The sequence below is a fragment of the Mycolicibacterium helvum genome (genome assembly GCF_010731895.1).
Taxonomy (GTDB): Bacteria; Actinomycetota; Actinomycetes; order Mycobacteriales; family Mycobacteriaceae; genus Mycobacterium; species Mycobacterium helvum.
Window position 1 is genome coordinate 100,038 of the sequence record NZ_AP022596.1, and the last position, 21,598, is coordinate 121,635.

Consider the following 21,598-nt stretch of genomic DNA (forward strand, 5'->3'; position numbering starts at 1 on the left):
GCGGTTTTGCCACAACTACCCCCGTCGCGGTGAGACGATCGGCGCACTGTGACCGCCACCACTGACTCTCTTGACTGCCTGCCCGTGACCGCGCTCGTCGACGGCAATCACCCCGGCTGGGCCTCCAAACAACCGCCGACCAGCGCGGTGACGCGCCGCTACGACGAGGCCTGCCGGCTGGGCATCGTCGAGCGGGCAGACGATCCGATCCGGGCTGTCGCCGACACCGTCGACGCGCATGCCACCCTGGTGCGCGAGGCGCTGGAAAGCCTCGGCGACGAGAAGGCGCTGGCCGCGCTGGAGGCGGTGCTCGATCTATCGCTGCTGGAGCGCCAACTGATCGAGGATGCCGCCCGGCGCAGAACGCTGGCGCTGCTGCGTGTGCAGGAAGGGTTGTCCAAACTGCGCGGCATCGATGAGGTCGCCAAGATCGTCGACCGCGCCCCGCGCGAGCTCGTCGAGTCGTGCGGCTTCGACCGGGCGGTGCTGTTCCGGGTCCACGAAGGCCGAATGATGATGGAGGCGGCGTACTTCGGTGACGACGTCGAGGGTGCTGAGAAGATGGTCGCCTTCGCCCAGTCCGTCGCCCCGCCGCTGGACCACATGCTGCTCGAGACGCAGATGATCCGCAGGCACGCACCGGAAATCGTGCGCGACGCCCAGAACGATCCCCGCGTCAACCGTCCGATCATCGACTTCTCGCTGACCCACTCCTATGTCGCGGCTCCGGTCATGCCGACCGGAAAGGTGATCGGCTTCCTGCACGCCGACCGGCTGTACTCCGGGCGGACCGTCGACGAGATCGACCGCGACACCGTGTGGGCGTTCGCCGAAGGGTTCGGTTACGCCTTCGAGCGCACCGTGCTGATGGAACGGATGCGCCGCCAGCACGCCGAGGTGCGTAGCGCGCTGGCCACCGCCGAGCAGGCCGCCCAGGCATTGCAGGATGCCGATCTGGAATTGCGCAAGGTCGAGCCGGCCGAGCGCAGCCCGGCCAGTCGCCGGCTGGCCGAGGTCGAGTCGCGGGTCCATGACATGCTGACCCGCCGCGAAGCCGAGGTGCTACGGCTGATGGCCGATGGCCGGACCAACCAGCAGATTGCCGACGAACTGGTGATCACCCCGGGCACGGTGAAATCCCATGTGAAGCGGGTGCTTCGGAAGCTGCATGCCAGCAACCGGGCCGAGGCCGCATCGATCTATGCGCGGCTAGCGGCCCGGACCGATCCGGCCTGACCGGTCCGCTCAGCTGATCGACCAGCGCGGCGTCAGTACCCCCAGCGCGCCCAGGGCGACGGCCGCGGCCGTGGTGGTGCGCAGAACCGTAGGCCCCAACCGGACCGCCATAGCGCCTGCGGCGACCAGCGCGTCGAGCTCACCGCCACTGATCCCCCCTTCGGGCCCCACGATCAACATGATCGAATCCGCTTGCGCGACAGGGAGTTCAGCTAGTGGCCGGTCAGCGGATTCGTGCAACGCGAGGACCAGTCCACCAGCGGCTACCCGCTCGGCGACCTGCGCGACCAGCGCAGGCTTGGCCACCGGCCCGCTGATGTCCGGGATGTAGGCGCGCCGCGACTGCCGGGCAGCCGACCGCGCCACCGCACGCCAGCGACGCAGCCCCTTCTCCGCGCGCTCGCCGTCCCAGCGGGCGACACACCGCTCCGCCTGCCAGGCGATGAAGTCGTCAGCACCGGCTTCGGTGGCCAGTTCGATTGCCAGCTCTGAGCGTTCCGATTTCGGGATGCCTTGTGCGACAGTCACCGTCGGGGCGGGGCGGGCTGCAGTCCAGCACTCGAGCACCCGGGCGGAGAACCCCCGCTTGCTCGTTTCCTCGACCTCGCAACGGGCTAGTGCGCCGTTCCCGTCGGAGAGCACCAACGCCTCACCGGGACGGATGCGCCGCACCGTGGCGGCGTGGAAGCCTTCGTCGCCCTCGACGACGGCCCACTGCCCGACCGCCGGGATGGCGTCGGCGTAGAACAGGGTGTCGGCCAACGCCTCAGCGGCCGCTGAAGGTCTCGCGCAGCCGGTTGAACAGGCCGCCGGAATTGGCGGTCGCGGCGTGCGTGGATTTGACCTCGGCTTCGGCGTGGCTGCGCGTCTTGAACTCACTGAGCAGTTCCTTGGCCCGCGCATCGAGCTTGCCGGGGACCGTCACCTCGATGTGCGCGTGCAGGTTCCCGCGAACACCCGAGCGCAGATGGGGCATACCGTGCCCGCGCAGCGTCGTCACCGAGCCCGGCTGAGTGCCGGGCGCGATCGTGATCTCGGTCAGCCCGTCGAGGATGGCGTCAACGGTGACCGTGGTCCCCAGCGCGGCGTCCACCATCGGCACCGAGACAGTGAAGTGCAGGTCGTCACCGTCTCGGATGAAGATGTCGTGCTGCTGCTCGTGGACCTCGACGTAAAGGTCGCCCGCCGGGCCACCGCCCGGGCCCACCTCACCCTGAGCGGCCAGCCGGACTCGCATGCCGTCGCCGACTCCGGCCGGGATCTTGACGCTGATGTCGCGGCGGGCCCGCACGCGGCCGTCGCCGGCGCACCGGTGACACGGGTCGGGGATGACCTCACCGACTCCGCGACAGGTCGGGCAGGGGCGTGAGGTCATCACCTGTCCGAGCAGCGAGCGCTGGACGGTCTGCACCTCGCCACGGCCGCCGCAGGTGTCACAGGCGACCGGAGTGGAATCGGCATGGGTTCCCTTGCCCTGGCAGACGTCGCACAGCACGGCGGTGTCGACGGTGACCTGCTTGGTCACGCCGGTCGCGCACTCGGACAGATCCAGCCGCATTCGCAGCAGCGAGTCCGAGCCGGGGCGCACTCGGCCGATCGGGCCGCGCGATGCACCGCCGCCGCCGAAGAAGGCTTCGAACACGTCACCCAGGCCACCAAAGCCACTGAACCCGTTGGCCGCGGCGGCGCCTTCCAGCGGATCACCGCCGAGGTCGACGATGCGGCGCTTCTCCGGATCGGACAGCACCTCATATGCCGCACTGATTTCCTTGAACCGGTGCTGGGCGGCCTCGTCGGGGTTGACGTCGGGATGCAGCTCGCGGGCCAGCTTTCGATAGGCGCGCTTGATCTCCTGATCGCTTGCGCCCTGACTCACCCCGAGCAAGCCGTAGTAATCCCGTGCCACAGTTGACCTTTCGACAATCTCGCCGGTTATCCGGCCCGGTGTCCTAGGACATCGCCGATGTACATCGCAACCGCGGCGACATTGGCGATAGTTCCCGGATAGTCCATTCTGGTGGGCCCCAACACACCCATGCCGCCGTACACGGTGCCCGAACTGCCGTAGGTCGTGGTCACCACCGAGGTGCCGACCATCTGCTCGGCCTCGGTCTCATGGCCGATGCGCACCGTGACCTTACCTGCTTCCTGCTGGGCGGCCAGCAGCCGAAGGACCACCACCTGTTCCTCGAGGGCTTCCAGGATCGAGCGCAGCGAGCCACCGAAGTCGGCGGTGTTTCGGGTCAGGTTGGCGGTGCCGCCCATCAGCAGACGTTCTTCATTGTGTTCGACCAGCGACTCCAACAGGACGGTCGCCGAGCGGCCGACGGCGTCGCCCAGCCCGCCGGAGCCATCGAGCCGGGCAGCGAGGTCGGCCACCGCCGCCGAGGCCGCCGCGAGCCGTTTACCCTCCAACGCCTGCCCGAGCAGTTCACGCAACTGGGACAGCTGCTGATCGTCGATGGTGTCACCCAGCTCGACGATGCGCTGGTCGACCCGGCCGGAGTCGGTGATGACGACCATCAGCAGCCGGGCGGGCGTGATCGAGACGATCTCGAGGTGGCGCACGGTCGATGTGGACAGGGTCGGGTACTGCACGATCGCCACCTGGCGGGTCAGCTGGGCCAACAGCTTCACCGCGCGGCGCAGCACGTCGTCGAGGTCGACTCCGGACTCAAGGAACTGAAGGATCGCGCGGCGTTCGGGCGTCGACAGCGGCTTGACGTCGTCGATGCGGTTGACGAACTCGCGATAACCCTTCTCGGTGGGCACCCGCCCGGAGCTGGTGTGGGGCTGGGTGATGTACCCCTCGGCCTCCAGCACCGCCATGTCATTGCGAACGGTCGCGCTCGATACGCCGAGGTTGTGACGGTCGACCAGGGCTTTGGAACCGATCGGTTCCTTGGTCGCGACGAAGTCGGCGACGATCGCGCGCAGCACCTCAAAGCGACGGTCGTCGGCACTTCCCATCTGAGTACACCTCCAAGTTGCCCCCATTTTACGGCCAGTATCAGCTCAATTAGCACCCACGCGCTGCGAGTGCCATCACGCACCGTCGACACAAGCCCACCGTCGGCTGGCATTCCGGCCGCCAGCGACTAGCCTTGCTCGAATGTGGATGCGGAGTCGGGGGGCTGCGCTGGGGGCGACGGCCCGATGATCTTCAAGGGCGTTCGGGAGGGCAAGCCGTATCCCGAGCATGGTCTGACCTACCGCGACTGGTCGCATATTCCCCCGCGACAGATCCGCCTCGACGAGTTGGTCACCACGACCACCGTGCTCGCACTGGATCGTCTGCTGTCCGAGGACTCCACCTTCTACGGCGACCTGTTTCCCCATGCGGTCAGGTGGCGGGGCGTGGTCTACCTCGAAGACGGCCTGCACCGGGCGGTGCGGGCCGCGCTGCGTAATCGCACCGTGCTGCACGCCCGGGTCTACGACATGGACCCCGGCACCGACGGCCAGTTCTCGGGGAGCTGACCGGGCACGGGCGCTGACCCCGCAGGTAGCCGAACCATGAATACTGTTCTGCCCGGTCTAGATTCGGCCACAACGGTACCTTTGTGCGCCTCCACGATCGACAGGACGATCGCCAGCCCGAGGCCACTGCAGCCGAGTTCGCGAGACCGCGCCTTGTCGGCGCGGACGAACCGACCGAACAGATTGGGCATGATCTCGTCGGGAATCCCGGGCCCGTCGTCGGCCACCACCAGCTCGACCACCGTGCCGGTGCCTGCGGCGCGGGTCGACAGTGACGTCGTCACGGTCACCCCGTCGGGGGTATGCACTCGCGCATTACTCAGCAGGTTGCCCAGCAGCTGATGGAGCCGGGCACGATCACCGCGCACCCAAATCGCGTGGTCGGGCAACTCGGTGACGAAATGGTGTTCCGGTGCGGTCACCGACACGTCGTTGACGGCATCGGCGACAACATCGCACAGATCGAGATCCTCGAGCTCCAGATCGAGTCCCTCGTCGAGCCGGGACAGCAGCAGAAGATCCGCCACGAGTGCGGCCATCCGCCGCGACTCCGCCTCGATGCGCGCCAGGGCGTACTCGGTGGTCGGCGGCAGGACGTCGCTGTCTTGCCGGGTGAGTTCGGCATAGCCGAGGATCGCGGCCAGCGGAGTGCGCAGTTCGTGGCTTGCGTCGGTGAGGAACTGCCGCGTCCGCCGATCCGACGCCGCCATCTCGGTCAGTGCGGTGTCGACGTTGGCCAGGAGCCGGTTCAGCGTCTGCCCGACGACACCGACCTCGCTTTCCGGGTCGGTGTCGGCGTCCCCCACCCGTGCGGTGATGCGATGGTCCGTGGCATCCAGCGGCATCGCGGCGACCTGGCCGGCGACCGCGGCGACGCGCCGGAGTGGCTTCAGCGCATAGTTCACCGCCACGACGGTGCCAAGGGCGGTAGCCACCAGCGCGAGCACCACCAGTCCCACCACGGTCAGTACCTTGCCGGCCACGGTCTTGTTCGCTTGATGCAGCGATACCGCTGAAACCAGCCGCTCGCCGCCGGCGAAGTCGCGGTGGCCAACGCGATGCGAGCCAAGATCACCCAGCTCGACGGTTTGGGGATCCCCGTCCCCCCAGTCGATGGATTCCAACGCCCGCATGACGTCCGACGACGCCGGAAGGGGCTCGCCGTCGGTGAACACCGTGCCGTACACGGCGGTGTCGTTGCCCAGCATGGCGATGACCGTGCCCGGCGCCTGACCGGGGAAGTCGATCAGATCCCCGTGCGACTCATCGGCCGGCACCAGGGCGGTCTGACCCCGCTTGACCTTGGCATAGGAATAGCTGAATACCGCCAACGAGTTGGACACTTGACTGTCGGCCAGGCTGACAGCTTCATCTCGCAGGCTGATGACGGCGACCGCACCAACGCCGACCAGCGCGACGCTGACGATCACCGACACCCACAGAACCAGCCGCCGGCGCAGCGACCTCGGCCGCCACGACCAGGTTCGGGGATTCACTGCTGGGGCCGCAGCATGTAGCCGACCCCTCGAACGGTGTGGATCATCGGCTCACGGTTCGTGTCGATCTTTCGACGTAGGTAGGAGATGTAGAGGTCGACGATGCTGGACCGTCCACCGAAGCCGTAGTTCCAGACCCGATCCAGGATCTCCGCGCGAGGCAGCGCGCGCCGGGGGTTGCGCATGAGGTAGCGCAGCAACTCGAACTCGGTCGTGGTCAGCGAGATGGGTTCACCGGCCCGGCGAACGTCACGGCTGGCACCGTCGAGGACCAGGTCGCCCACCTTGAGCACCTCGTCCTCGGGGTCCATGGTGGCCTTGGCCCGGCGCAGCAGGCCGCGCAACCGGGCCACCAGCTCCTCGAGGCTGAAGGGTTTGGTCAGGTAATCGTCGGCGCCGGCGGTCAGGCCCGTCACCCTGTCGATCACCGAATCGCGCGCCGTCAGGAACAGCGTCGGCGTGTAGCCCTCCGATTCCCTGGTCATCTTCAGGATCTGTAGGCCGTCGGTGTCGGGCAGCATGATGTCCAGGACCAGCAGGTCCGGCTCGAAATCCCGAAACTTCTCCAAAGCGTCGTGGCCGTCGCCGGCCGTCTCCACATCCCAGCCCTCATAATGCAGCGCCATCTTGACCAGATTGGTCAACGCCGGCTCGTCGTCGACGAGCAGAACACGAATCGGCGATCCGTCGACCCGTGAGATGCGGGGCAGCTGGCCGAGAATCGCCTGGCGCGGCTGGAGTGGACGGGACGAAGTGGGTGCGACCGGTAGAGCCATATTTCAATTCTGTAGAAAACACACGAATCTGTCATGGAGCCCATATCTGTTTCATATTTTGGCTGGCAGCAGCGCATCACACGAGGTGACGTATTGCGTTCGCCGCCATGATCTTCCGCAAAGTTCTGTTACGCGCGACACAGTTTGATCACGACCGCGCACCGTTCATCGGATCCAGATATGGATCCGATATGGATTCCTTGAAGACTTTGCGACACCACACCTACTGTCGCGCTTGTGAATTCGATCCGCATCAGCGGCTCGATACGCGAATCGCTTGTTACTGAAAAGATCTCGCATGCGCAGACAGGAGTCTTACCTTGCAGCGTTCCACCGAGCCGACCACGGGTTCTGATGACCCGGGCAGGATGTCCACGATCCTGCGCCATGATCTACCGGCCTCGCTGGTGGTCTTCCTGGTGGCCTTGCCGCTTTCACTGGGTATCGCGATCGCCTCCGACGCACCGGTGCTGGCCGGCCTGATCGCCGCGATCGTCGGCGGCGTGGTCGCCGGCGCGCTAGGCGGATCACCACTGCAGGTCAGCGGCCCTGCCGCCGGGCTGACGGTCATCGTCGCAGGCCTGATAGCCGAATTCGGCTGGGCGGTGACCTGCGCTGTCACCGTCTGCGCCGGACTCCTGCAGATACTGCTCGGGGTCAGCCGGGTCGGCCGTGCGGCGCTGGCGATTTCACCGATGGTGGTGCACGCCATGCTGGCGGGCATCGGTGTCACGATCGCACTGCAGCAAGTCCACGTCCTCCTTGGCGGCAGCTCCGAAAGTTCGGCCTGGCGCAACATCACCGAACTGCCCGATCAGCTCATCGCCGCCGATGGGGCCGGGTTGGCCGTCGGCTTGCTGGTGATCGGAATCCTCGTGGCGTGGCGCTGGGTCCCCGCACGGATTCGCAAAGTGCCCGGCCCGCTGGTCGCCATCGTCGTCGCCAGCGCGGTATCGGTGCTCTTCGCCTTGAACGTGCCCCGCATCCAGCTCAACGGGTCGCTGCTCGACGCCCTGCAGGCACCCGGCCTGCCGGCGGGCCATTGGGGAGCGTTCGCGACGGGCGTCATCACTGTCGCGCTCATCGCCAGCGTGGAAAGCCTGCTCACGGCCGTCGCCGTCGACCGCATGCAAGACGGTCCGCGGTCGAACCTGAACCGTGAACTTGTGGGCCAGGGTGCGGCCAATGTGGCCTCGGGCGCTGTCGGCGGACTTCCGATCACGGGTGTGATTGTGCGTAGTTCGGCCAATGTGACCGCAGGCGCCAAGACCCGTGCATCGTCAATCTTGCACGGCCTGTGGGTGCTGGTCTTCGCCCTGCCGTTCGCCGGCCTGGCCCAGCAGATTCCGACCGCGGCGCTGGCCGGTCTCCTCATCGTCATCGGTATCCAGCTGGTCAAGCTCACCCACATCAAGACGGCCCGACGGACCGGCGACATCGCGGTCTATCTGGTGACGATCACCGGCGTGGTGTTCCTCAACCTGCTCCACGGCGTCCTGCTCGGGCTGGCGTTGGCGATCGTGCTGACCGTGTGGCGGGTGGCGCGTGCCAGGATTCACGCCCAACCCGCCGACGACGCGGACAACGATGATTGGCGCGTCGCCGTGGAGGGGTCGTGCACGTTCTTGTCCCTGCCCCAGCTGCACAAGGCGCTGGCATCCGTGCCGCCGGGCGTGCGCGTCACGCTGGAGGTATCGGTGGACTTCATCGACCACGCCGCACACCAGGTGCTCGAGGATTGGCAGCGTCAGCACGAGGCCTCCGGCGGCAGCGTACTGGTGCAGGAAGTCGGTTCCGTCGAGCTGCGCAGCGCGCTCACCGGTCCGCCGCAGCGCGCCTTCACGCTCATCGACAAGAGGCTCGGAGTCGTGCCGTGGAGTTCGTGGCAGGACCCGCATACCAAGAACGGCCATGAACGGCGCGATACCCCGCCTCAAGCGGTTCTCGACGGCCTGGAGGTGTACCACCGCAGGACCGCGCCTCAGATACGCCCGCATATGGCGAAATTGGCGCATACCCATCAGGCCGAGACACTGTTCATCACGTGCACCGACGCCAGGATTGTGCCCAATGCGATCACCAGCAGCGGCCCCGGTGACCTGTATACGGTGCGCAACGTCGGCAACCTGGTACCCGCCGATCAGCTCGACCCTTCCGTGGAAGCGGCAGTCGCCTATGCGGTCGGCAGGTTGGCGGTGTCCTCGATAGTCGTGTGCGGCCATTCCGCTTGTGGCGCAATGCACGCCGCTTTGCGTGAGCAGGGCGTCGCCGCCGAGCGAGTGCCCGGCGAGGAACACCTGCGGTCCTGGCTCAAGTACGCACAGCCGGCTTTGGACGCCTTCGACGAAGGCCGTCACCCCATCGCCCTGTCGGCCGCTGATCAAGGATTCAACACCGTGGACCAGCTGAGCATGGTCAGCGTCGCGGTCCAGGTCGACACTCTGGTACGGCATCCACTGGTCCGTGGACCGCACGAGGAGGGCCGACTGAAGGTCGTCGGCTTGTTCTACGACATTGCCAGCGCACAGGTGCTCCACGTCGACCCGACCACCACCGCGTCGTTGCAGACCAATGGAATTGCTGTCCGATGAGCGAGATCTGCTGGCCATCAACATATTTGACTCCGATATGAATAGCGTGACGCGCCAAAGTCCATCGCATATGTTGGAGATATCGGGCAGATACCACGAAACCTGCACTCCCCCAATGGGTTTCTCTTCCCGAAACACGAAAGGACGACCAATGACCATCAAACTCCGCCACCTCGCCCCCCTCGTCGCAGCCGGTGCAGCCGCACTTGCCGTCAGCCTCGCTCCCAGCGCTGCGGCAGCACCCAATCCGATGGACTGCCTTCAGAAGGGCGGCGCGACCATGTGCCAGAAGCAGGGCCACGCCCGGATTCACGCCACACCCCCTGTCACCTCGCCCCAGCAGGCATTCGGATTCAACGGAATTCCGGTGTGGGCGCTGGGCTAGACGGCAGGCCCGCCGAGCAAGGCCGCGGGAAGTGCCTACCCCCCAAGGCTTCCCCGCGGCCTTGCCATGTCCGACCTTCAGTCGTCGAGCACGTCGCGCACCACGGCGTCGGCCAGCAACCGGCCGCGGTCGGTGAGCACCAATCGGTCACCTGCGTGGATCAGCAGGCCGGAAGCCACCGCGTCGTCGGCCCGCAGTCGCTCGGAGTCGGTCAGCGCCGCAACCGGCAGCCCGGTACGCAACCGGATCTGCAGCAGGACGTTCTCGATGTGGCGGGCGTGGGCGTTGAGGCGCTCGAACTCCGCGGCCGGCAGCTGACCACCGGCGAGCGCTTCGGCGTAAGTGCTCGGGTGCTTGACGTTCCACCAGCGGGTGTCACCGACGAACGCGTGTGCGCCGGGCCCTGCCCCCCACCACTGGCCGCCGTTCCAGTACCCGACGTTGTGCCGGCACTGCCCGTCGGGACGGCTCCAGTTCGACACCTCGTACCAGCTCAGCCCAGCCGCCGACAGCCGCTGGTCGAGCAGTTCGTAGCGGTGCGCAAGCACGTCGTCATCGGGTGCGTCGATCTCACCGCGCCGCACCCGGCGGGCCAGCGCGGTGCCGTCCTCGACGACCAGCGCATAGGCCGACACGTGGTCGACGCCGGCGGTGAGCGCCGCGTCGAGCGAGCGCAGCAGATCGTCGTCGGTCTCCCCCGGCGTGCCGTAGATGAGGTCGATGTTGAGGTGTTCGAAGCCGGCCGCCGTCGCTTCGGCGGCGGCATGCAGCGCCCGGCCCGGTGAGTGAGTCCGGTCCAGCACCGCCAACACCCGCGGCGCGACCGACTGCATGCCCAGCGATACCCGGGTATAGCCCGCGGCGCGGATCTGCGCGAAAAACTGCGGTGACGTCGACTCCGGGTTGGCCTCGGTGGTTACCTCCGCGTCGGGGGCCAGGACGAAATTGCCCCGCACCGCGTCGAGCACCTCGGCCAGTCCGGCGCCCCCGAGTAGCGACGGTGTGCCGCCGCCGACGAACACGGTGTCGACAGGCACCGTGCCCATCAGGTCGGCGGCCAGTTCGAGCTCGGTACGCAGCGCGGTCAGCCAGCCCTGCGGGGATGCGCCGCCGAGCTCGGCGGCGGTATAGGTGTTGAAATCGCAATACCCGCAGCGGGTGGCACAGAACGGCACATGAACGTAGATGCCGAACGCCGTGCCGGGAGTCAGGACGACTTGCGGCAGGGCGGCCAGTGCGGGACGGACCGACATCCGTTCAGTGTCCCAGAGCCGACTTTTACTCACCGCGAACCAAAATTTGTCCCGGTTAGAGCTACCGGCGCGGTTCGTGGCAGAATGGCCGGCATGCCCGCCCCCCAGAACCTGCGCCCGGTGGCTCTGGTGGTTCGGCGGCATGTTGATTTCAAGCGCGTCTGTACCTGTTGTTGTCTGGCTTGACGCCGTAGACCCGCCCACCTGCACTTCAGCTGGCCGCCGGATCTGCGCCGCCGGTACAGCTCACCGGTGGGCCGCGCGATTCGAACGCCAGCTCCTTGACATATGAGGAGCACAATTCATGAGTCAGCCGACCAAAGCCGCGCCGAAACCGCGTGATGAGGGCCAATGGGCCCTGGGCAACCGCGAACCCCTCAACGCGAACGAGCAGAGCAAGAAGGACGATAACCCGCTCAATGTGCGGGCACGGATCGAGGACATCTACGCCAAGAACGGCTTCGACAGCATCGATAAGGGTGATCTGCGGGGCCGCTTCCGCTGGTGGGGTCTCTACACCCAGCGCAAACCCGGTTATGACGGCACCTGGACCGGTGACGAGAACACCGACATGCTCGAAGACGAGTTCTTCATGCTGCGGGTCCGCAGCGACGGCGGCGCCCTGACCACCGCGGCACTGCGCACGCTCGGCGGCATCTCGACCGAGTTCGCCCGCGACACCGCCGACATCAGCGATCGCGAAAATGTGCAGTACCACTGGATCCGGGTCGAGGACATGCCTGAGATCTGGCGTCGGCTCGACGAGGTCGGCTTGCAGACCACCGAGGCGTGCGGTGACTGCCCCCGCGTGGTGCTGGGCTCCCCGCTGGCCGGGGAATCGCTCGACGAGGTCATCGACGGTACCCCCGCGATCGACGAGATCGTCAAGCGCTACATCGGCAAGCCGGAGTACTCGAACCTCCCCCGTAAGTTCAAGACCGCCATCAGCGGCCTGCAGGACGTGGTGCACGAGGTCAACGACGTCGCCTTCATCGGGGTCAACCACCCCGAGCACGGCCCCGGTTTCGACCTGTGGGTCGGCGGCGGATTGTCCACCAACCCGATGCTGGGTCAGCGGGTCGGCGCCTGGGTGCCACTCGACGAGGTGCCCGACGTGTGGGAAGCCGTGGTCAGCGTGTTCCGCGACTACGGCTACCGCCGGCTGCGCGCCAAGGCGCGGCTGAAGTTCCTGATCAAGGACTGGGGTGTAGAGAAATTCCGTCAAGTTCTCGAGACCGAATACCTCAAGCGCCCGCTGACCGACGGACCCGCGCCCGAACCGGTCACCCGTCCCATCGATCACGTCGGCGTGCAGCGGCTCAAGAACGGGCTCAACGCCGTCGGGGTGGCACCGATCGCCGGGCGTGTCTCGGGCACCATCCTGACGAAGGTCGCCGACCTGGCTGAGGCGGCCGGCTCCAGTCGGGTCCGGTTCACCCCGTACCAGAAGCTGATCATCCTCGATGTCCCCGACGACAAACTGAACGAGCTTCGCAGTGGGCTCGACGCCATCGGCTTGCCGTCGACACCCTCGCACTGGCGGCGAAACCTGATGGCCTGCACGGGAATCGAGTTCTGCAAGCTCAGTTTCGCCGAGACCCGGGTACGCGCTCAGAGCTTGGTGCCCGACCTTGAGAAGCGGCTCGAGGACATCAACTCCGACCTCGATGTGCCGGTCACGGTGAACATCAATGGCTGCCCCAACTCGTGCGCTCGGATCCAGATCGCCGATATCGGATTCAAAGGCCAGATGGTCGACGACGGCGACGGCCCGGAGGAAGGATTCCAGGTTCACCTGGGCGGCAGCCTCGGCCTGGACAGCGGTTTCGGCCGCAAGCTGCGTCAGCACAAGGTGCTCTCCTCCGAGCTCGGCGACTATATCGAGCGGCTCGTTCGCAACTTCGTGAAACAAAGACACGAAGGAGAACGTTTCGCCCAGTGGGCGGTACGAGCGGAAGAAGATGATTTGCGATGAGTATTGGGGTGGGTGAATTGACGGAGGCCGACCTACGGCAGCTTGCCGAGCAGGGCGCCGCCGAACTGGACGGCGCCAGCGCGGCCGAGCTGCTGGCCTGGACCGACCAGCATTTCAGCGGCGAATACGTCGTGGCCTCCAACATGCAGGACGCGGTGTTGGTCGACATGGCAGCCAAGGTGCGCCCCGGAGTGGACGTGCTGTTCCTGGACACCGGCTATCACTTCGCCGAGACGATCGGCACCCGTGACGCGGTCGAGGCGGTCTATGACATCCACGTCGTCAACGTCACACCCGAGCACAGCGTGGCCGAACAGGACCAGCTGCTGGGCAAGGATCTGTTCGCCAGCAACCCGACCGAGTGCTGCCGACTGCGTAAGGTGACTCCACTGCGCACGGCGCTGCAGGGATATTCGGCCTGGGTCACCGGCATCCGCCGCGTCGAGGCGCCCACCCGCGCCAACGCGCCGCTGATCAGCTTCGACGAGGCGTTCAAGCTGGTGAAGATCAATCCGCTGGCGGCATGGACCGATGACGAAGTAGACGCCTATATCCAGGCCAACAGCGTGCTGGTGAATCCCCTTGTCGAAGAAGGCTATCCGTCGATCGGCTGCGCGCCGTGCACGGCGAAGCCGATCGAGGGCGCGGACCCGCGCAGTGGACGCTGGCAGGGTCTGTCCAAAACCGAATGCGGCCTCCACGTTTCGTGAGGCTCGTCTTGACGGCACACGGCAGTGCTGATCCGCGCTCATCGGCCACCACACATGCGGTGGCCGAGCTCATCCGCGCGCTGCGGCCCGAGCTGGACGTCCGAGTAGCGTTCTGCGAACAGAACTCTCCGAATCTCGGCGACGTTCTGCGCACTCTCGATGGTCCCGCCGTCGTCACGCCCCTGCTACTGGCCAGCGCTTACCACGCCCGCACCGATATCCCGGCGATGATCGCCGACTCCGGCGCCGACGTGATCCAGGCCGACACCCTCGGTGAGGATCCTCGGCTGCTCCACGTCATGCGGGAACGCCTGGCACAGCACCAGATTCACCAATTCGAGCGCGGCCTGGGCGTGCTGGTGGTGGCGGTCGGTTCCTCACACGCCGCCGCGAACGCCCGCACCTCGGCGCTCGCGGACACACTGGCACGAGGGACCCGATGGTCCGGGGTCCAGGTGGCCTACGCCACGGGACCCCAGCCATCGGTCTTGGACGGGGTCGAATCGCTGCGCCGCCAGGGCGCCCGGCGAATCGTCGTGGCACCGTGGTTCATCGCGCCGGGACGGATCACCGACCGGGTGGCAGCCATCGCGGACGCCGAGGGCATGTCGATGGTCGCGCCACTGGGCGCACATCCGTTGGTGGCCCAGACCGTGCTCGACCGGTTCGACCACGCGGTGGCCGCCAGGGCCGCGGCGGCCTAACTCGCCGCAACCTGCACTTCGCCGGCGATCGGCGGCACCCGGGTGGCCCGCACATACACCGAGTCGCCCTCTTTCAGCCCCAGGGCCTCGGCGTCGCCGCGAGTGATCTGGGCGGTGAACGGCGCGCCATTGGTTGCGCTGGTCAGTTCGACTCGCACCTCGAAGCCCAGGTACACGACCCGGTCGATGGTGGCTCGCACAACACCCGTGGACTCCGCGGTGCCGTCGCCCGCGGCGATCGCCATCTCGGGGTTGCGTCCGACCCGAATATCGTGCGGGCGCACCAGGATTCCGTTGAGCGACGACACCGTGCCCAGGAACGACATCACGAACGCGTTGGCCGGGCTGTCATAGACATCGGTCGGTGAGCCGACCTGCTCCACGCGCCCCTTGTTGAGCACCGCGATCCGGTCCGCGACGTCGAGCGCCTCGGCCTGGTCGTGGGTGACGAGCACCGTCGTGACGTGCACCTCGTCGTGCAGCCGGCGCAGCCAGGCCCGCAGATCCTCGCGAACCTTGGCATCCAGCGCGCCGAACGGCTCGTCGAGCAGGAGCACTTCGGGATCGACGGCCAACGCCCGGGCCAGTGCCATCCGCTGGCGCTGGCCGCCGGAAAGCTGGTTGGGATAGCGGTTCTGGAAGCCGGCCAACCCGACGACCTCAAGCAGATTGTCGACCTTGTCCTTGATCTCGGCTTTGGGCTTCTTGCGGATCTTGAGCCCGAACGCGACGTTGTCGCGCACGGTCAGGTGTTTGAAGGCCGCGTAATGCTGGAACACGAAACCGATACCGCGACGCTGTGGCGGCACATTGGTGACATCGCGACCGTTGATGGTGATGCTGCCAGTGTCAGGCTGGTCCAGTCCGGCGATGGCGCGCAGCAGCGTGGACTTGCCCGACCCACTGGGGCCCAGCAGCGCAGTCAACGACCCGGCGGGTACCACGAAGTCGACGTTGTCCAGGGCCGCGAACTCGCCGTAATGTTTGTTGGCGCCGGTAACGGTGATGGCATTGGTCATGAGAGTCGTTCTCCTAGTTGGATTACTCGCTCGCCTTGGCGCGCCGAGCATCGAGGATCACTTGAACGATGAGGACGATCACGGCCACCGCCATCAGCAGTGTGGAGATCGTGTAGGCGCCGTATTGGTCGCCGCGACTGTAGCGGTCGGACACCAACAGCGTCAGGGTCTGCGAGGTGCCCGGCAGATTGGACGACACCATGATCACACCGCCGTACTCACCGAGTGTGCGGGCGATCGTCAATACGACGCCGTAGGTGAGTCCCCACCGTATCGACGGCAGGGTGATCCGCCAGAACGTCTGCCACCAGCTGGCTCCCAGCGTGGCGGCCGCCTGCTCCTGGTCGGTGCCGATCTCGTGCAGCACCGGTTCGACCTCACGGATCACGAACGGAACGGTGACGAAGATGCTGGCCAGCACGATCCCGGGGAACCCGAAGATGATCTTGAAGCCGAGGCTGTTCTCGACGAACCCGAACACTCCCGCGCTGCCCCACAGCAGGATCAGTGCCACACCGACAACCACCGGCGACACCGCGAAGGGAAGATCGATGATCGCCTGCAATGCAGACTTTCCGCGGAATTTGTTGCGCGCCAGCACCAGCGCGGTGGGTATCCCGAAGATCACATTGAGCGGCACCACGATCGCGACCACCAGCAGCGAAAGCTGCAATGCCGATATCGCGGCCGGCGTGGTGATCGAGTGGTAGAACGCAGTGATTCCCGGCTCGAATGCCCGCAAGAGGATCAATCCAACGGGGACTATCACCAGCACGGCGACGTAGGCCAGCGCGACATAGCGCAGGAGGTACTTAACCAGCGGTGACAGTGTCACTGTGCCAGCTCCTCACGCTTGGCTGCCCGCGATCCGATGGTGCGCAGGATGAACAACACGATGAAGGAGACAAGAAGCAGCACAATCGAAATCGCCGCCGCACCGGTCCTGTCATCATTCTCGATCAGCGTGCGGATCCACTGCGAGGACACCTCGGTCTCCCCCGGCACCGCGCCACCGATCAACACCACCGAACCGAACTCGCCGATGGCACGGGAAAACGCCAGACCCGCACCGGACAACAGCGATGGCAGCAGCGCGGGCACAATCACCTTGGTGAAGATGATCGTGTTGCTGGCGCCCAGCGATGCGGCCGCCTGCTCGACCTCGCGGTCGAGCTCGAGCAAGACCGGCTGAACGGAACGCACAACGAAGGGCAGCGTGACGAACAGCAGCGCCACCCCGACACCCCACTTGGTGTGCTGCAGATGGACGTCGATCGGGCTGTACGGGCCATACAGCGCGAGCATGACCAGGCTGGCGACGATGGTGGGCAGCGCGAACGGCAGGTCGATCACGGCATCGACCAATCGCTTGCCCGGGAAGTCATCGCGGGTCAGCACCCAGGCGACCAGCAACCCGAAGACCGCGTTGACCAGGGTGACGCCGATCGAGATCGTGAGCGTCACCTTGAACGACTCCAACGCGGCGTTCGAGGTGACCGCCAGCCAGAAGAGGCGCCATCCGCCCTTTGCCGACTGCCACACGATCGCGGCCAGCGGGAGCAGGACGATGACACTCAACCAGATGGACGCCGCCCCAACCCGCAGGCTGGTCGTGCCGTGCCTGCGGCCGCCGAGGCGGGACGGCCCGCCCGAGTCACCTCCGGTGAGCTCGGGCCGGACCGCCTGCGGATTCGGTTCGATGGCTGCTGTCATCCAGTGGCCTGCTTGTAGATCTTCGTGATGGAGCCATTGTCCTTATCGAAGAGCGCCGGATCCACCTTGCTCCAGCCGCCGAGGTCGGCGATGGTCCACAGCTTCTGCGGAGTCGGGAAGTCGGTGGCGAAGTCAGCGGCCACCGCGGGATCGACCGGACGGAATCCGGCCTGCGCCCAGATCTTCTGCCCCTCGGGGGTGAAGAGGTAGTTGTTCAGCGCGGTCGCCTTGTCCACATGCGCGCTGGTGGTCACGACCGCGACCGGGTTCTCGATCTTGAACGTCTGCGGCGGGTTGATGTGCTCAACCGGCTTGCCCTGACGCTCGGTGTTGATGGCCTCGTTCTCGTAGCTGATCAGAACGTCACCGGTGCCCTGCAGGAACACGTCGGTGGCTTCCCGACCGGAGCCCGGACGGGTCTTGACGTGCTCGGTGACCAGCTTGGTGATGAAGTCGAGGCCGGCTGCGTCATCCTGACCGCCGTTGCTCTTGGCAGCGTAGGGCGCCAACAGGTTCCACTTGGCCGATCCCGAACTCAGCGGGCTCGGGGTGACAACCTCGATGCCAGGCTGCAGCAGGTCGTCCCAGTCCTTGATGTTCTTCGGGTTGCCCTTACGGACAACCAGCGAGACCACCGAGCCGAACGGGATCCCCTTGGTGGTGGCCTTGTTCCAGTCGGCGGAGACCTTGTTGGCCTTGACTAGGCGGGTGATGTCCGGCTCGACCGAGAAGTTGACGATGTCGGCCGGCTTGCCGTCGACCACTGCGCGCGACTGGTCACCGGAGGCGCCATAGGACGTCGTCACTGCCACGCCCTTGCCTTCCGGGGTCGCGGCGAACGCGGGGATGATCTTGCTCCAGCCAGGTTCGGGCACCGCGTAGGCAACCAGAGTCAGGGTGGTGTCAGCCTTGGGTTGGTTACCGCCGCCGGCAACATCGCTCGAACCGCCGCCGCCACAGGCGGCGAGCACCGTTGCGGTCGTCGCGAGCGCGACTGCTGTGCTCCACCGTCTGACGGGGACGTGAATCTTGGGCATTGCTGGCCTTTCTCATTGCGGGTTACGGGAATCGAGCCCCGTCGCAACGGAATGGCGATGTTTGACAACTAAAGCCAACGACCATCACCGACACCAGACCGCGGACGGGTAGAGGGTGTCAGCGACAACAAGCAACATCAGCAACGGCCAACGCACCGACGGCAATAAGGGCCAAAACATGGCCCTCGCCGTAACCGGTCGCCGCTTGCATGGCGCGAAGCTTAACAGACATTTTTTCGGCAGCCAGCCGGGGTATCAGCGGTTGATCAACCACACGACGACGACGAGAATCAACAGCGCGACCAGGGCCAGCGTCACGCGCGAACGCGGCATCCCGCTCATCGGAGCCGCCGGTCGGGGCCGCGCAGCCGACGCAACACCCGGATGCCGTTACCCAGGATCACGTCGATGACCAATGCGATGGCGTAGGCGAGCATTAAAACCACGGGCATCACGATTATCGTCTGGAGAACGAAACCGAGGCCGGACAACCACAGTTCGACGCCGTCCCACCAACTCAACAGCCCGTGCACGGCACCAGCGTATGCCGCGCCCGTCACCGCGTTGTCACCGGCAGTAACAGCAAAGCCACGGATCGGCGCATAAGTGGACGCCGCGTGGCCCCGCGGTTGATGATGTCCCCATGGTTCTGCAAGCCCAGCCGGCCGGCGAGGACACTAGAGACGTGGCCATCGACTCAGCCCCGCCGCCGTTGTCCGCAACCGCCCCGGTGCCGTATGCCTCGCCCGCTGCGCTGCGCAACCCATTCCCACCGATCGCCGACTACGCCTTCCTGTCCGACTGCGAGAACACCTGCCTGATCTCGTCGGCCGGCGCGCTGGAATGGCTGTGCGTACCGCGACCGGACTCCCCCAGCGTGTTTGGGGCGATCCTGGACCGCGGTGCCGGGCATTTCCGGCTTGGGCCCTACGGCGTATCGGTGCCGGCCGCCCGCCGCTACCTTCCCGGCAGCCTCATTCTGGAGACCACCTGGCAGACCCACACCGGCTGGCTGATTGTGCGGGATGCCCTGGTGATGGGTCCGTGGCACGACATCGATACCCGGTCCAGGACGCATCGGCGCACCCCGATGGACTGGGACGCCGAGCACATCCTGCTGCGCACCGTGCGGTGCGTGAGCGGGACGGTGGAGCTGGTGATGAACTGCGAGCCGTCCTTCGACTACGCCCGGGTCAACGCCAGCTGGGAGTACTCGGCCAACGCCTATGGCGAAGCGATCGCGCGGGCCAGGAAAGACCCGGACGCCCATCCCACGCTGCGCCTGACCACCAACCTGCGGATCGGGCTGGAGGGCCGCGAAGCACGCGCCCGCACCCGGCTCAAAGAGGGCGACAACGTGTTCGTCGCCCTGTCATGGTCGAAGCATCCGTCGCCGCAGACCTACGAAGAAGCCGCCGACAAGATGTGGCAGACCAGCGAAGCATGGCGGCAGTGGATCAACATCGGTGACTTCCCCGACCATCCGTGGCGTTCCTACCTGCAGCGCAGCGCGCTCACGCTCAAGGGCCTGACGTATTCGCCGACCGGCGCGCTGCTGGCCGCCAGCACTACGTCGTTGCCGGAGACTCCGCAGGGCGAACGCAACTGGGATTACCGCTACGCCTGGGTGCGTGACTCGACGTTCGCGTTGTGGGGTCTCTACACCCTGGGCCTGGATCGGGAAGCCGACGACTTCTTCTCGTTCATCGCCGACGTGTCCGGCGCCAACAATGGTGAACGGCATCCGCTTCAGGTCATGTACGCCGTCGGCGGGGAACGCGAGCTGGTCGAGGAAGAACTCAACCACCTGTCCGGCTACGACAACGCCCGGCCCGTCCGCATCGGCAACGGCGCTTACAACCAAATGCAGCACGACATCTGGGGCACCATGCTCGACTCGGTGTACCTGCACGCGAAGTCCCGCGAACAGATCTCCGATCAGCTGTGGCCGGTGCTCAAGGAGCAAGTCGAAGAGGCGATCAAACACTGGCGGGAACCCGACCGCGGTATCTGGGAAGTGCGCGGTGAGCCGCAGCATTTCACCTCATCGAAGGTGATGTGCTGGGTGGCTTTGGATCGCGGCTCCAAACTGGCCGAGCTGGTCGGTGAGAAGAGTTATGCCCAACAGTGGCGGGCGATCGCCGAGGAGATCAAGGCCGACATCCTGGCGAACGGGGTGGACAAGCGCGGAGTCCTCACGCAGCGCTACGGCGACGACGCGCTGGATGCGTCGCTGCTGCTGGTCCCGCTGGTGCGGTTCCTGCCATCCGACGACCCCAGGGTGCGGGCTACGGTTCTGGCGATCGCCGACGAGCTCACCGAAGACGGGTTGGTGCTGCGGTATCGCGTCCACGAGACCGACGACGGCCTGTCCGGCGAGGAGGGCAGCTTCACGATCTGCTCGTTCTGGCTGGTGTCGGCGCTGGTCGAGATCGGCGAGGTCAGCCGGGCCAGGCATTTGTGTGAGCGGCTGCTGTCGTTCGCCAGCCCGCTGCACCTGTATGCCGAGGAGATCGAGCCACGTACCGGCCGGCACCTGGGTAACTTCCCGCAGGCATTCACCCACCTGGCTTTGATCAACGCGGTGGTGCACGTCATCCGGGCCGAAGAAGAAGCCGACAGCACGGGGGTGTTCCAGCCGGCGAACGCGCCGATGTAGGCGGATGGCCTACAAACAGGCAGATGTAGGCGGATGGCCTACAAACAGGCAGATGTAGGCGGCGTCAGCCCAAGCGGCCGGCCACCAGCCCCGCTTCGACGCGCTCGAGCAAGGCCTTGGCTGATGCCACGTCCTGGAGGTCGCCGCCCAGCGCGCTTGCCATCTGATCGGCCCACTGCCGACGCAGCCGCTTGAGGTTGTCGGCGGCCCGGTCGGTGGGAAACAGATTGATGCCCCTGGCGTCGTGCGGATCGGTGCGACGCTCGACGAAGCCACGACGTTCAAGCGCGCGCAGCGCGGTGGACAGATTGCTGCGCTGCAGGCCAGTCGCGCGCGCAACATCGCTCGGTGTGACGCCAGGATGGTGATCGATGTGCCGCATGACGTGGGCTTCCTGTGCGGTCAAGTGGATGACAGCCGCATCAGATGTCGCCGGCCCAGTGGCTCCGGCCTCGATCCGCAGCCGAAGTTCTCGCCCGACGCCGAGGATCGCTTCGGCCAGATCGGCCAGCTCACTATCCATGGACAAATCCTACCTCACTAGTTATGATTCAATAGTTATAG

At 66.1% G+C, this 21,598-nt stretch carries 21 protein-coding genes; 8 read left to right on the forward strand and 13 right to left on the reverse strand.

Going from position 1 to position 21,598, the window contains the following annotated elements; all coding sequences use genetic code 11:
- Positions 1 to 48 precede the first annotated feature (48 nt).
- Entirely contained in the window at positions 49 to 1,236 is a 1,188-nt protein-coding gene (locus tag G6N38_RS00495) for a LuxR C-terminal-related transcriptional regulator (RefSeq protein ID WP_163745760.1), read from the forward strand.
- A gap of 9 nt (positions 1,237 to 1,245) precedes the next feature.
- Here the strand turns inward: G6N38_RS00495 and G6N38_RS00500 are convergent, their stop codons facing one another.
- Genes G6N38_RS00500 through hrcA form a run of 3 tightly spaced genes read right to left on the reverse strand, consistent with a single transcriptional unit; the run spans position 1,246 to position 4,206 of the window.
- Positions 1,246 to 1,998: a 16S rRNA (uracil(1498)-N(3))-methyltransferase gene (locus G6N38_RS00500; protein ID WP_163745761.1), complete on the reverse strand. Its 753-nt coding sequence runs from the start codon at positions 1,996 to 1,998 to the stop codon at positions 1,246 to 1,248.
- A 4-nt stretch (positions 1,999 to 2,002) separates the two neighbouring features.
- Positions 2,003 to 3,142: a molecular chaperone DnaJ gene (gene dnaJ / locus G6N38_RS00505; RefSeq protein WP_163745762.1), complete on the reverse strand. Its 1,140-nt coding sequence runs from the start codon at positions 3,140 to 3,142 to the stop codon at positions 2,003 to 2,005.
- A gap of 26 nt (positions 3,143 to 3,168) precedes the next feature.
- Positions 3,169 to 4,206: a heat-inducible transcriptional repressor HrcA gene (hrcA, locus tag G6N38_RS00510; protein WP_163745763.1), complete on the reverse strand. Its 1,038-nt coding sequence runs from the start codon at positions 4,204 to 4,206 to the stop codon at positions 3,169 to 3,171.
- Between the two features lie 186 nt (positions 4,207 to 4,392).
- Here hrcA and G6N38_RS00515 point away from each other — a divergent pair, with 186 nt between their 5' ends.
- Complete coding sequence (locus tag G6N38_RS00515; protein ID WP_163751716.1) at positions 4,393 to 4,716, forward strand: type II toxin-antitoxin system VapB family antitoxin; 324 nt, start codon at positions 4,393 to 4,395, stop codon at positions 4,714 to 4,716.
- Here the strand turns inward: G6N38_RS00515 and G6N38_RS00520 are convergent.
- Positions 4,671 to 6,212 carry a sensor histidine kinase gene (locus tag G6N38_RS00520; RefSeq protein ID WP_246227560.1) on the reverse strand — a complete coding sequence of 514 codons (1,542 nt, stop codon included), beginning with the start codon at positions 6,210 to 6,212 and terminating at the stop codon, positions 4,671 to 4,673. The two genes, G6N38_RS00515 and G6N38_RS00520, sit on opposite strands and share 46 nt — an antisense overlap.
- Positions 6,209 to 6,988, reverse strand: coding sequence for a response regulator transcription factor (locus tag G6N38_RS00525; protein WP_163745764.1), 780 nt, complete (start codon positions 6,986 to 6,988; stop codon positions 6,209 to 6,211). The genes G6N38_RS00520 and G6N38_RS00525 overlap by 4 nt, the downstream gene beginning before the upstream one ends.
- 368 nt (positions 6,989 to 7,356) lie before the next feature.
- On the opposite strand from G6N38_RS00525, the gene G6N38_RS00530 reads away from it, so the two are divergent.
- Together G6N38_RS00530 and G6N38_RS00535 are read left to right on the forward strand one after the other, a co-directional pair.
- Positions 7,357 to 9,579 (forward strand): SulP family inorganic anion transporter, encoded by a 2,223-nt coding sequence (locus G6N38_RS00530; protein WP_163751718.1) that lies wholly within the window; start codon positions 7,357 to 7,359, stop codon positions 9,577 to 9,579.
- Between the two features lie 151 nt (positions 9,580 to 9,730).
- Positions 9,731 to 9,964 carry a hypothetical protein gene (locus G6N38_RS00535; RefSeq protein ID WP_163745765.1) on the forward strand — a complete coding sequence of 78 codons (234 nt, stop codon included), beginning with the start codon at positions 9,731 to 9,733 and terminating at the stop codon, positions 9,962 to 9,964.
- Positions 9,965 to 10,041: 77 nt separating this feature from the next.
- On the opposite strand, the gene hemW is transcribed toward G6N38_RS00535, so the two are convergent.
- Complete coding sequence (gene hemW, locus G6N38_RS00540; RefSeq protein WP_163745766.1) at positions 10,042 to 11,217, reverse strand: radical SAM family heme chaperone HemW; 1,176 nt, start codon at positions 11,215 to 11,217, stop codon at positions 10,042 to 10,044.
- A gap of 304 nt (positions 11,218 to 11,521) precedes the next feature.
- On the opposite strand from hemW, the gene G6N38_RS00545 reads away from it, so the two are divergent.
- The 3 genes from G6N38_RS00545 to G6N38_RS00555 are packed head-to-tail and all read left to right on the forward strand — an operon-like array spanning position 11,522 to position 14,606.
- Entirely contained in the window at positions 11,522 to 13,192 is a 1,671-nt protein-coding gene (locus tag G6N38_RS00545) for a nitrite/sulfite reductase (RefSeq protein ID WP_163745767.1), read from the forward strand.
- The gene (locus G6N38_RS00550) at positions 13,189 to 13,902 is read left to right on the forward strand and encodes a phosphoadenylyl-sulfate reductase (protein WP_163745768.1); all 714 of its coding nucleotides are present in this window, start codon (positions 13,189 to 13,191) and stop codon (positions 13,900 to 13,902) included. The genes G6N38_RS00545 and G6N38_RS00550 overlap by 4 nt, the downstream gene beginning before the upstream one ends.
- The gene (locus G6N38_RS00555) at positions 13,899 to 14,606 is read left to right on the forward strand and encodes a sirohydrochlorin chelatase (RefSeq protein ID WP_163745769.1); all 708 of its coding nucleotides are present in this window, start codon (positions 13,899 to 13,901) and stop codon (positions 14,604 to 14,606) included. The genes G6N38_RS00550 and G6N38_RS00555 overlap by 4 nt, the downstream gene beginning before the upstream one ends.
- On the opposite strand, the gene G6N38_RS00560 is transcribed toward G6N38_RS00555, so the two are convergent.
- The 6 genes from G6N38_RS00560 to G6N38_RS00580 all read right to left on the reverse strand — a co-directional run bounded on the left by G6N38_RS00560 (position 14,603) and on the right by G6N38_RS00580 (position 18,908).
- Positions 14,603 to 15,625 (reverse strand): sulfate/molybdate ABC transporter ATP-binding protein, encoded by a 1,023-nt coding sequence (locus tag G6N38_RS00560; RefSeq protein WP_179968468.1) that lies wholly within the window; start codon positions 15,623 to 15,625, stop codon positions 14,603 to 14,605. The two genes, G6N38_RS00555 and G6N38_RS00560, sit on opposite strands and share 4 nt — an antisense overlap.
- 22 nt (positions 15,626 to 15,647) lie before the next feature.
- Positions 15,648 to 16,460 (reverse strand): sulfate ABC transporter permease subunit CysW, encoded by an 813-nt coding sequence (cysW, locus tag G6N38_RS00565; RefSeq protein WP_163745771.1) that lies wholly within the window; start codon positions 16,458 to 16,460, stop codon positions 15,648 to 15,650.
- Entirely contained in the window at positions 16,457 to 17,338 is an 882-nt protein-coding gene (gene cysT, locus G6N38_RS00570; protein ID WP_163745772.1) for a sulfate ABC transporter permease subunit CysT, read from the reverse strand. The genes cysW and cysT overlap by 4 nt, the downstream gene beginning before the upstream one ends.
- Positions 17,335 to 18,375: a sulfate ABC transporter substrate-binding protein gene (locus G6N38_RS00575; protein ID WP_163745773.1), complete on the reverse strand. Its 1,041-nt coding sequence runs from the start codon at positions 18,373 to 18,375 to the stop codon at positions 17,335 to 17,337. The genes cysT and G6N38_RS00575 overlap by 4 nt, the downstream gene beginning before the upstream one ends.
- A 118-nt stretch (positions 18,376 to 18,493) precedes the next feature.
- Positions 18,494 to 18,607, reverse strand: coding sequence for an Ms4533A family Cys-rich leader peptide (locus G6N38_RS31140; protein WP_407663034.1), 114 nt, complete (start codon positions 18,605 to 18,607; stop codon positions 18,494 to 18,496).
- Positions 18,608 to 18,713: 106 nt separating this feature from the next.
- Positions 18,714 to 18,908 (reverse strand): hypothetical protein, encoded by a 195-nt coding sequence (locus tag G6N38_RS00580; protein ID WP_163745774.1) that lies wholly within the window; start codon positions 18,906 to 18,908, stop codon positions 18,714 to 18,716.
- A gap of 110 nt (positions 18,909 to 19,018) precedes the next feature.
- On the opposite strand from G6N38_RS00580, the gene G6N38_RS00585 reads away from it, so the two are divergent.
- Positions 19,019 to 21,034 (forward strand): glycoside hydrolase family 15 protein, encoded by a 2,016-nt coding sequence (locus G6N38_RS00585; protein ID WP_163745775.1) that lies wholly within the window; start codon positions 19,019 to 19,021, stop codon positions 21,032 to 21,034.
- Between the two features lie 64 nt (positions 21,035 to 21,098).
- Here G6N38_RS00585 and G6N38_RS00590 read toward each other — a convergent pair whose 3' ends face one another.
- Positions 21,099 to 21,557, reverse strand: coding sequence for a MarR family winged helix-turn-helix transcriptional regulator (locus G6N38_RS00590; RefSeq protein WP_163745776.1), 459 nt, complete (start codon positions 21,555 to 21,557; stop codon positions 21,099 to 21,101).
- Between the last annotated feature and the right edge of the window lie 41 nt (positions 21,558 to 21,598).

Excerpts from the sequence above, each read along its gene's own strand:
- hrcA (WP_163745763.1), bottom strand. The coding sequence starts at position 4,206 with ATGGGAAGTGCCGACGACCGTCGCTTTGAGGTGCTGCGCGCGATCGTC.
- G6N38_RS00515 (WP_163751716.1), top strand. The coding sequence starts at position 4,393 with ATGATCTTCAAGGGCGTTCGGGAGGGCAAGCCGTATCCCGAGCATGGT.
- G6N38_RS00525 (WP_163745764.1), bottom strand. The coding sequence starts at position 6,988 with ATGGCTCTACCGGTCGCACCCACTTCGTCCCGTCCACTCCAGCCGCGC.
- G6N38_RS00530 (WP_163751718.1), top strand. The coding sequence starts at position 7,357 with ATGTCCACGATCCTGCGCCATGATCTACCGGCCTCGCTGGTGGTCTTC.
- G6N38_RS00535 (WP_163745765.1), top strand. The coding sequence starts at position 9,731 with ATGACCATCAAACTCCGCCACCTCGCCCCCCTCGTCGCAGCCGGTGCA.
- hemW (WP_163745766.1), bottom strand. The coding sequence starts at position 11,217 with ATGTCGGTCCGTCCCGCACTGGCCGCCCTGCCGCAAGTCGTCCTGACT.
- G6N38_RS00545 (WP_163745767.1), top strand. The coding sequence starts at position 11,522 with ATGAGTCAGCCGACCAAAGCCGCGCCGAAACCGCGTGATGAGGGCCAA.
- G6N38_RS00550 (WP_163745768.1), top strand. The coding sequence starts at position 13,189 with ATGAGTATTGGGGTGGGTGAATTGACGGAGGCCGACCTACGGCAGCTT.
- G6N38_RS00560 (WP_179968468.1), bottom strand. The coding sequence starts at position 15,625 with ATGACCAATGCCATCACCGTTACCGGCGCCAACAAACATTACGGCGAG.
- cysT (WP_163745772.1), bottom strand. The coding sequence starts at position 17,338 with ATGACAGCAGCCATCGAACCGAATCCGCAGGCGGTCCGGCCCGAGCTC.
- G6N38_RS00575 (WP_163745773.1), bottom strand. The coding sequence starts at position 18,375 with ATGCCCAAGATTCACGTCCCCGTCAGACGGTGGAGCACAGCAGTCGCG.
- G6N38_RS31140 (WP_407663034.1), bottom strand. The coding sequence starts at position 18,607 with ATGTCTGTTAAGCTTCGCGCCATGCAAGCGGCGACCGGTTACGGCGAG.
- G6N38_RS00585 (WP_163745775.1), top strand. The coding sequence starts at position 19,019 with ATGGTTCTGCAAGCCCAGCCGGCCGGCGAGGACACTAGAGACGTGGCC.
- G6N38_RS00590 (WP_163745776.1), bottom strand. The coding sequence starts at position 21,557 with ATGGATAGTGAGCTGGCCGATCTGGCCGAAGCGATCCTCGGCGTCGGG.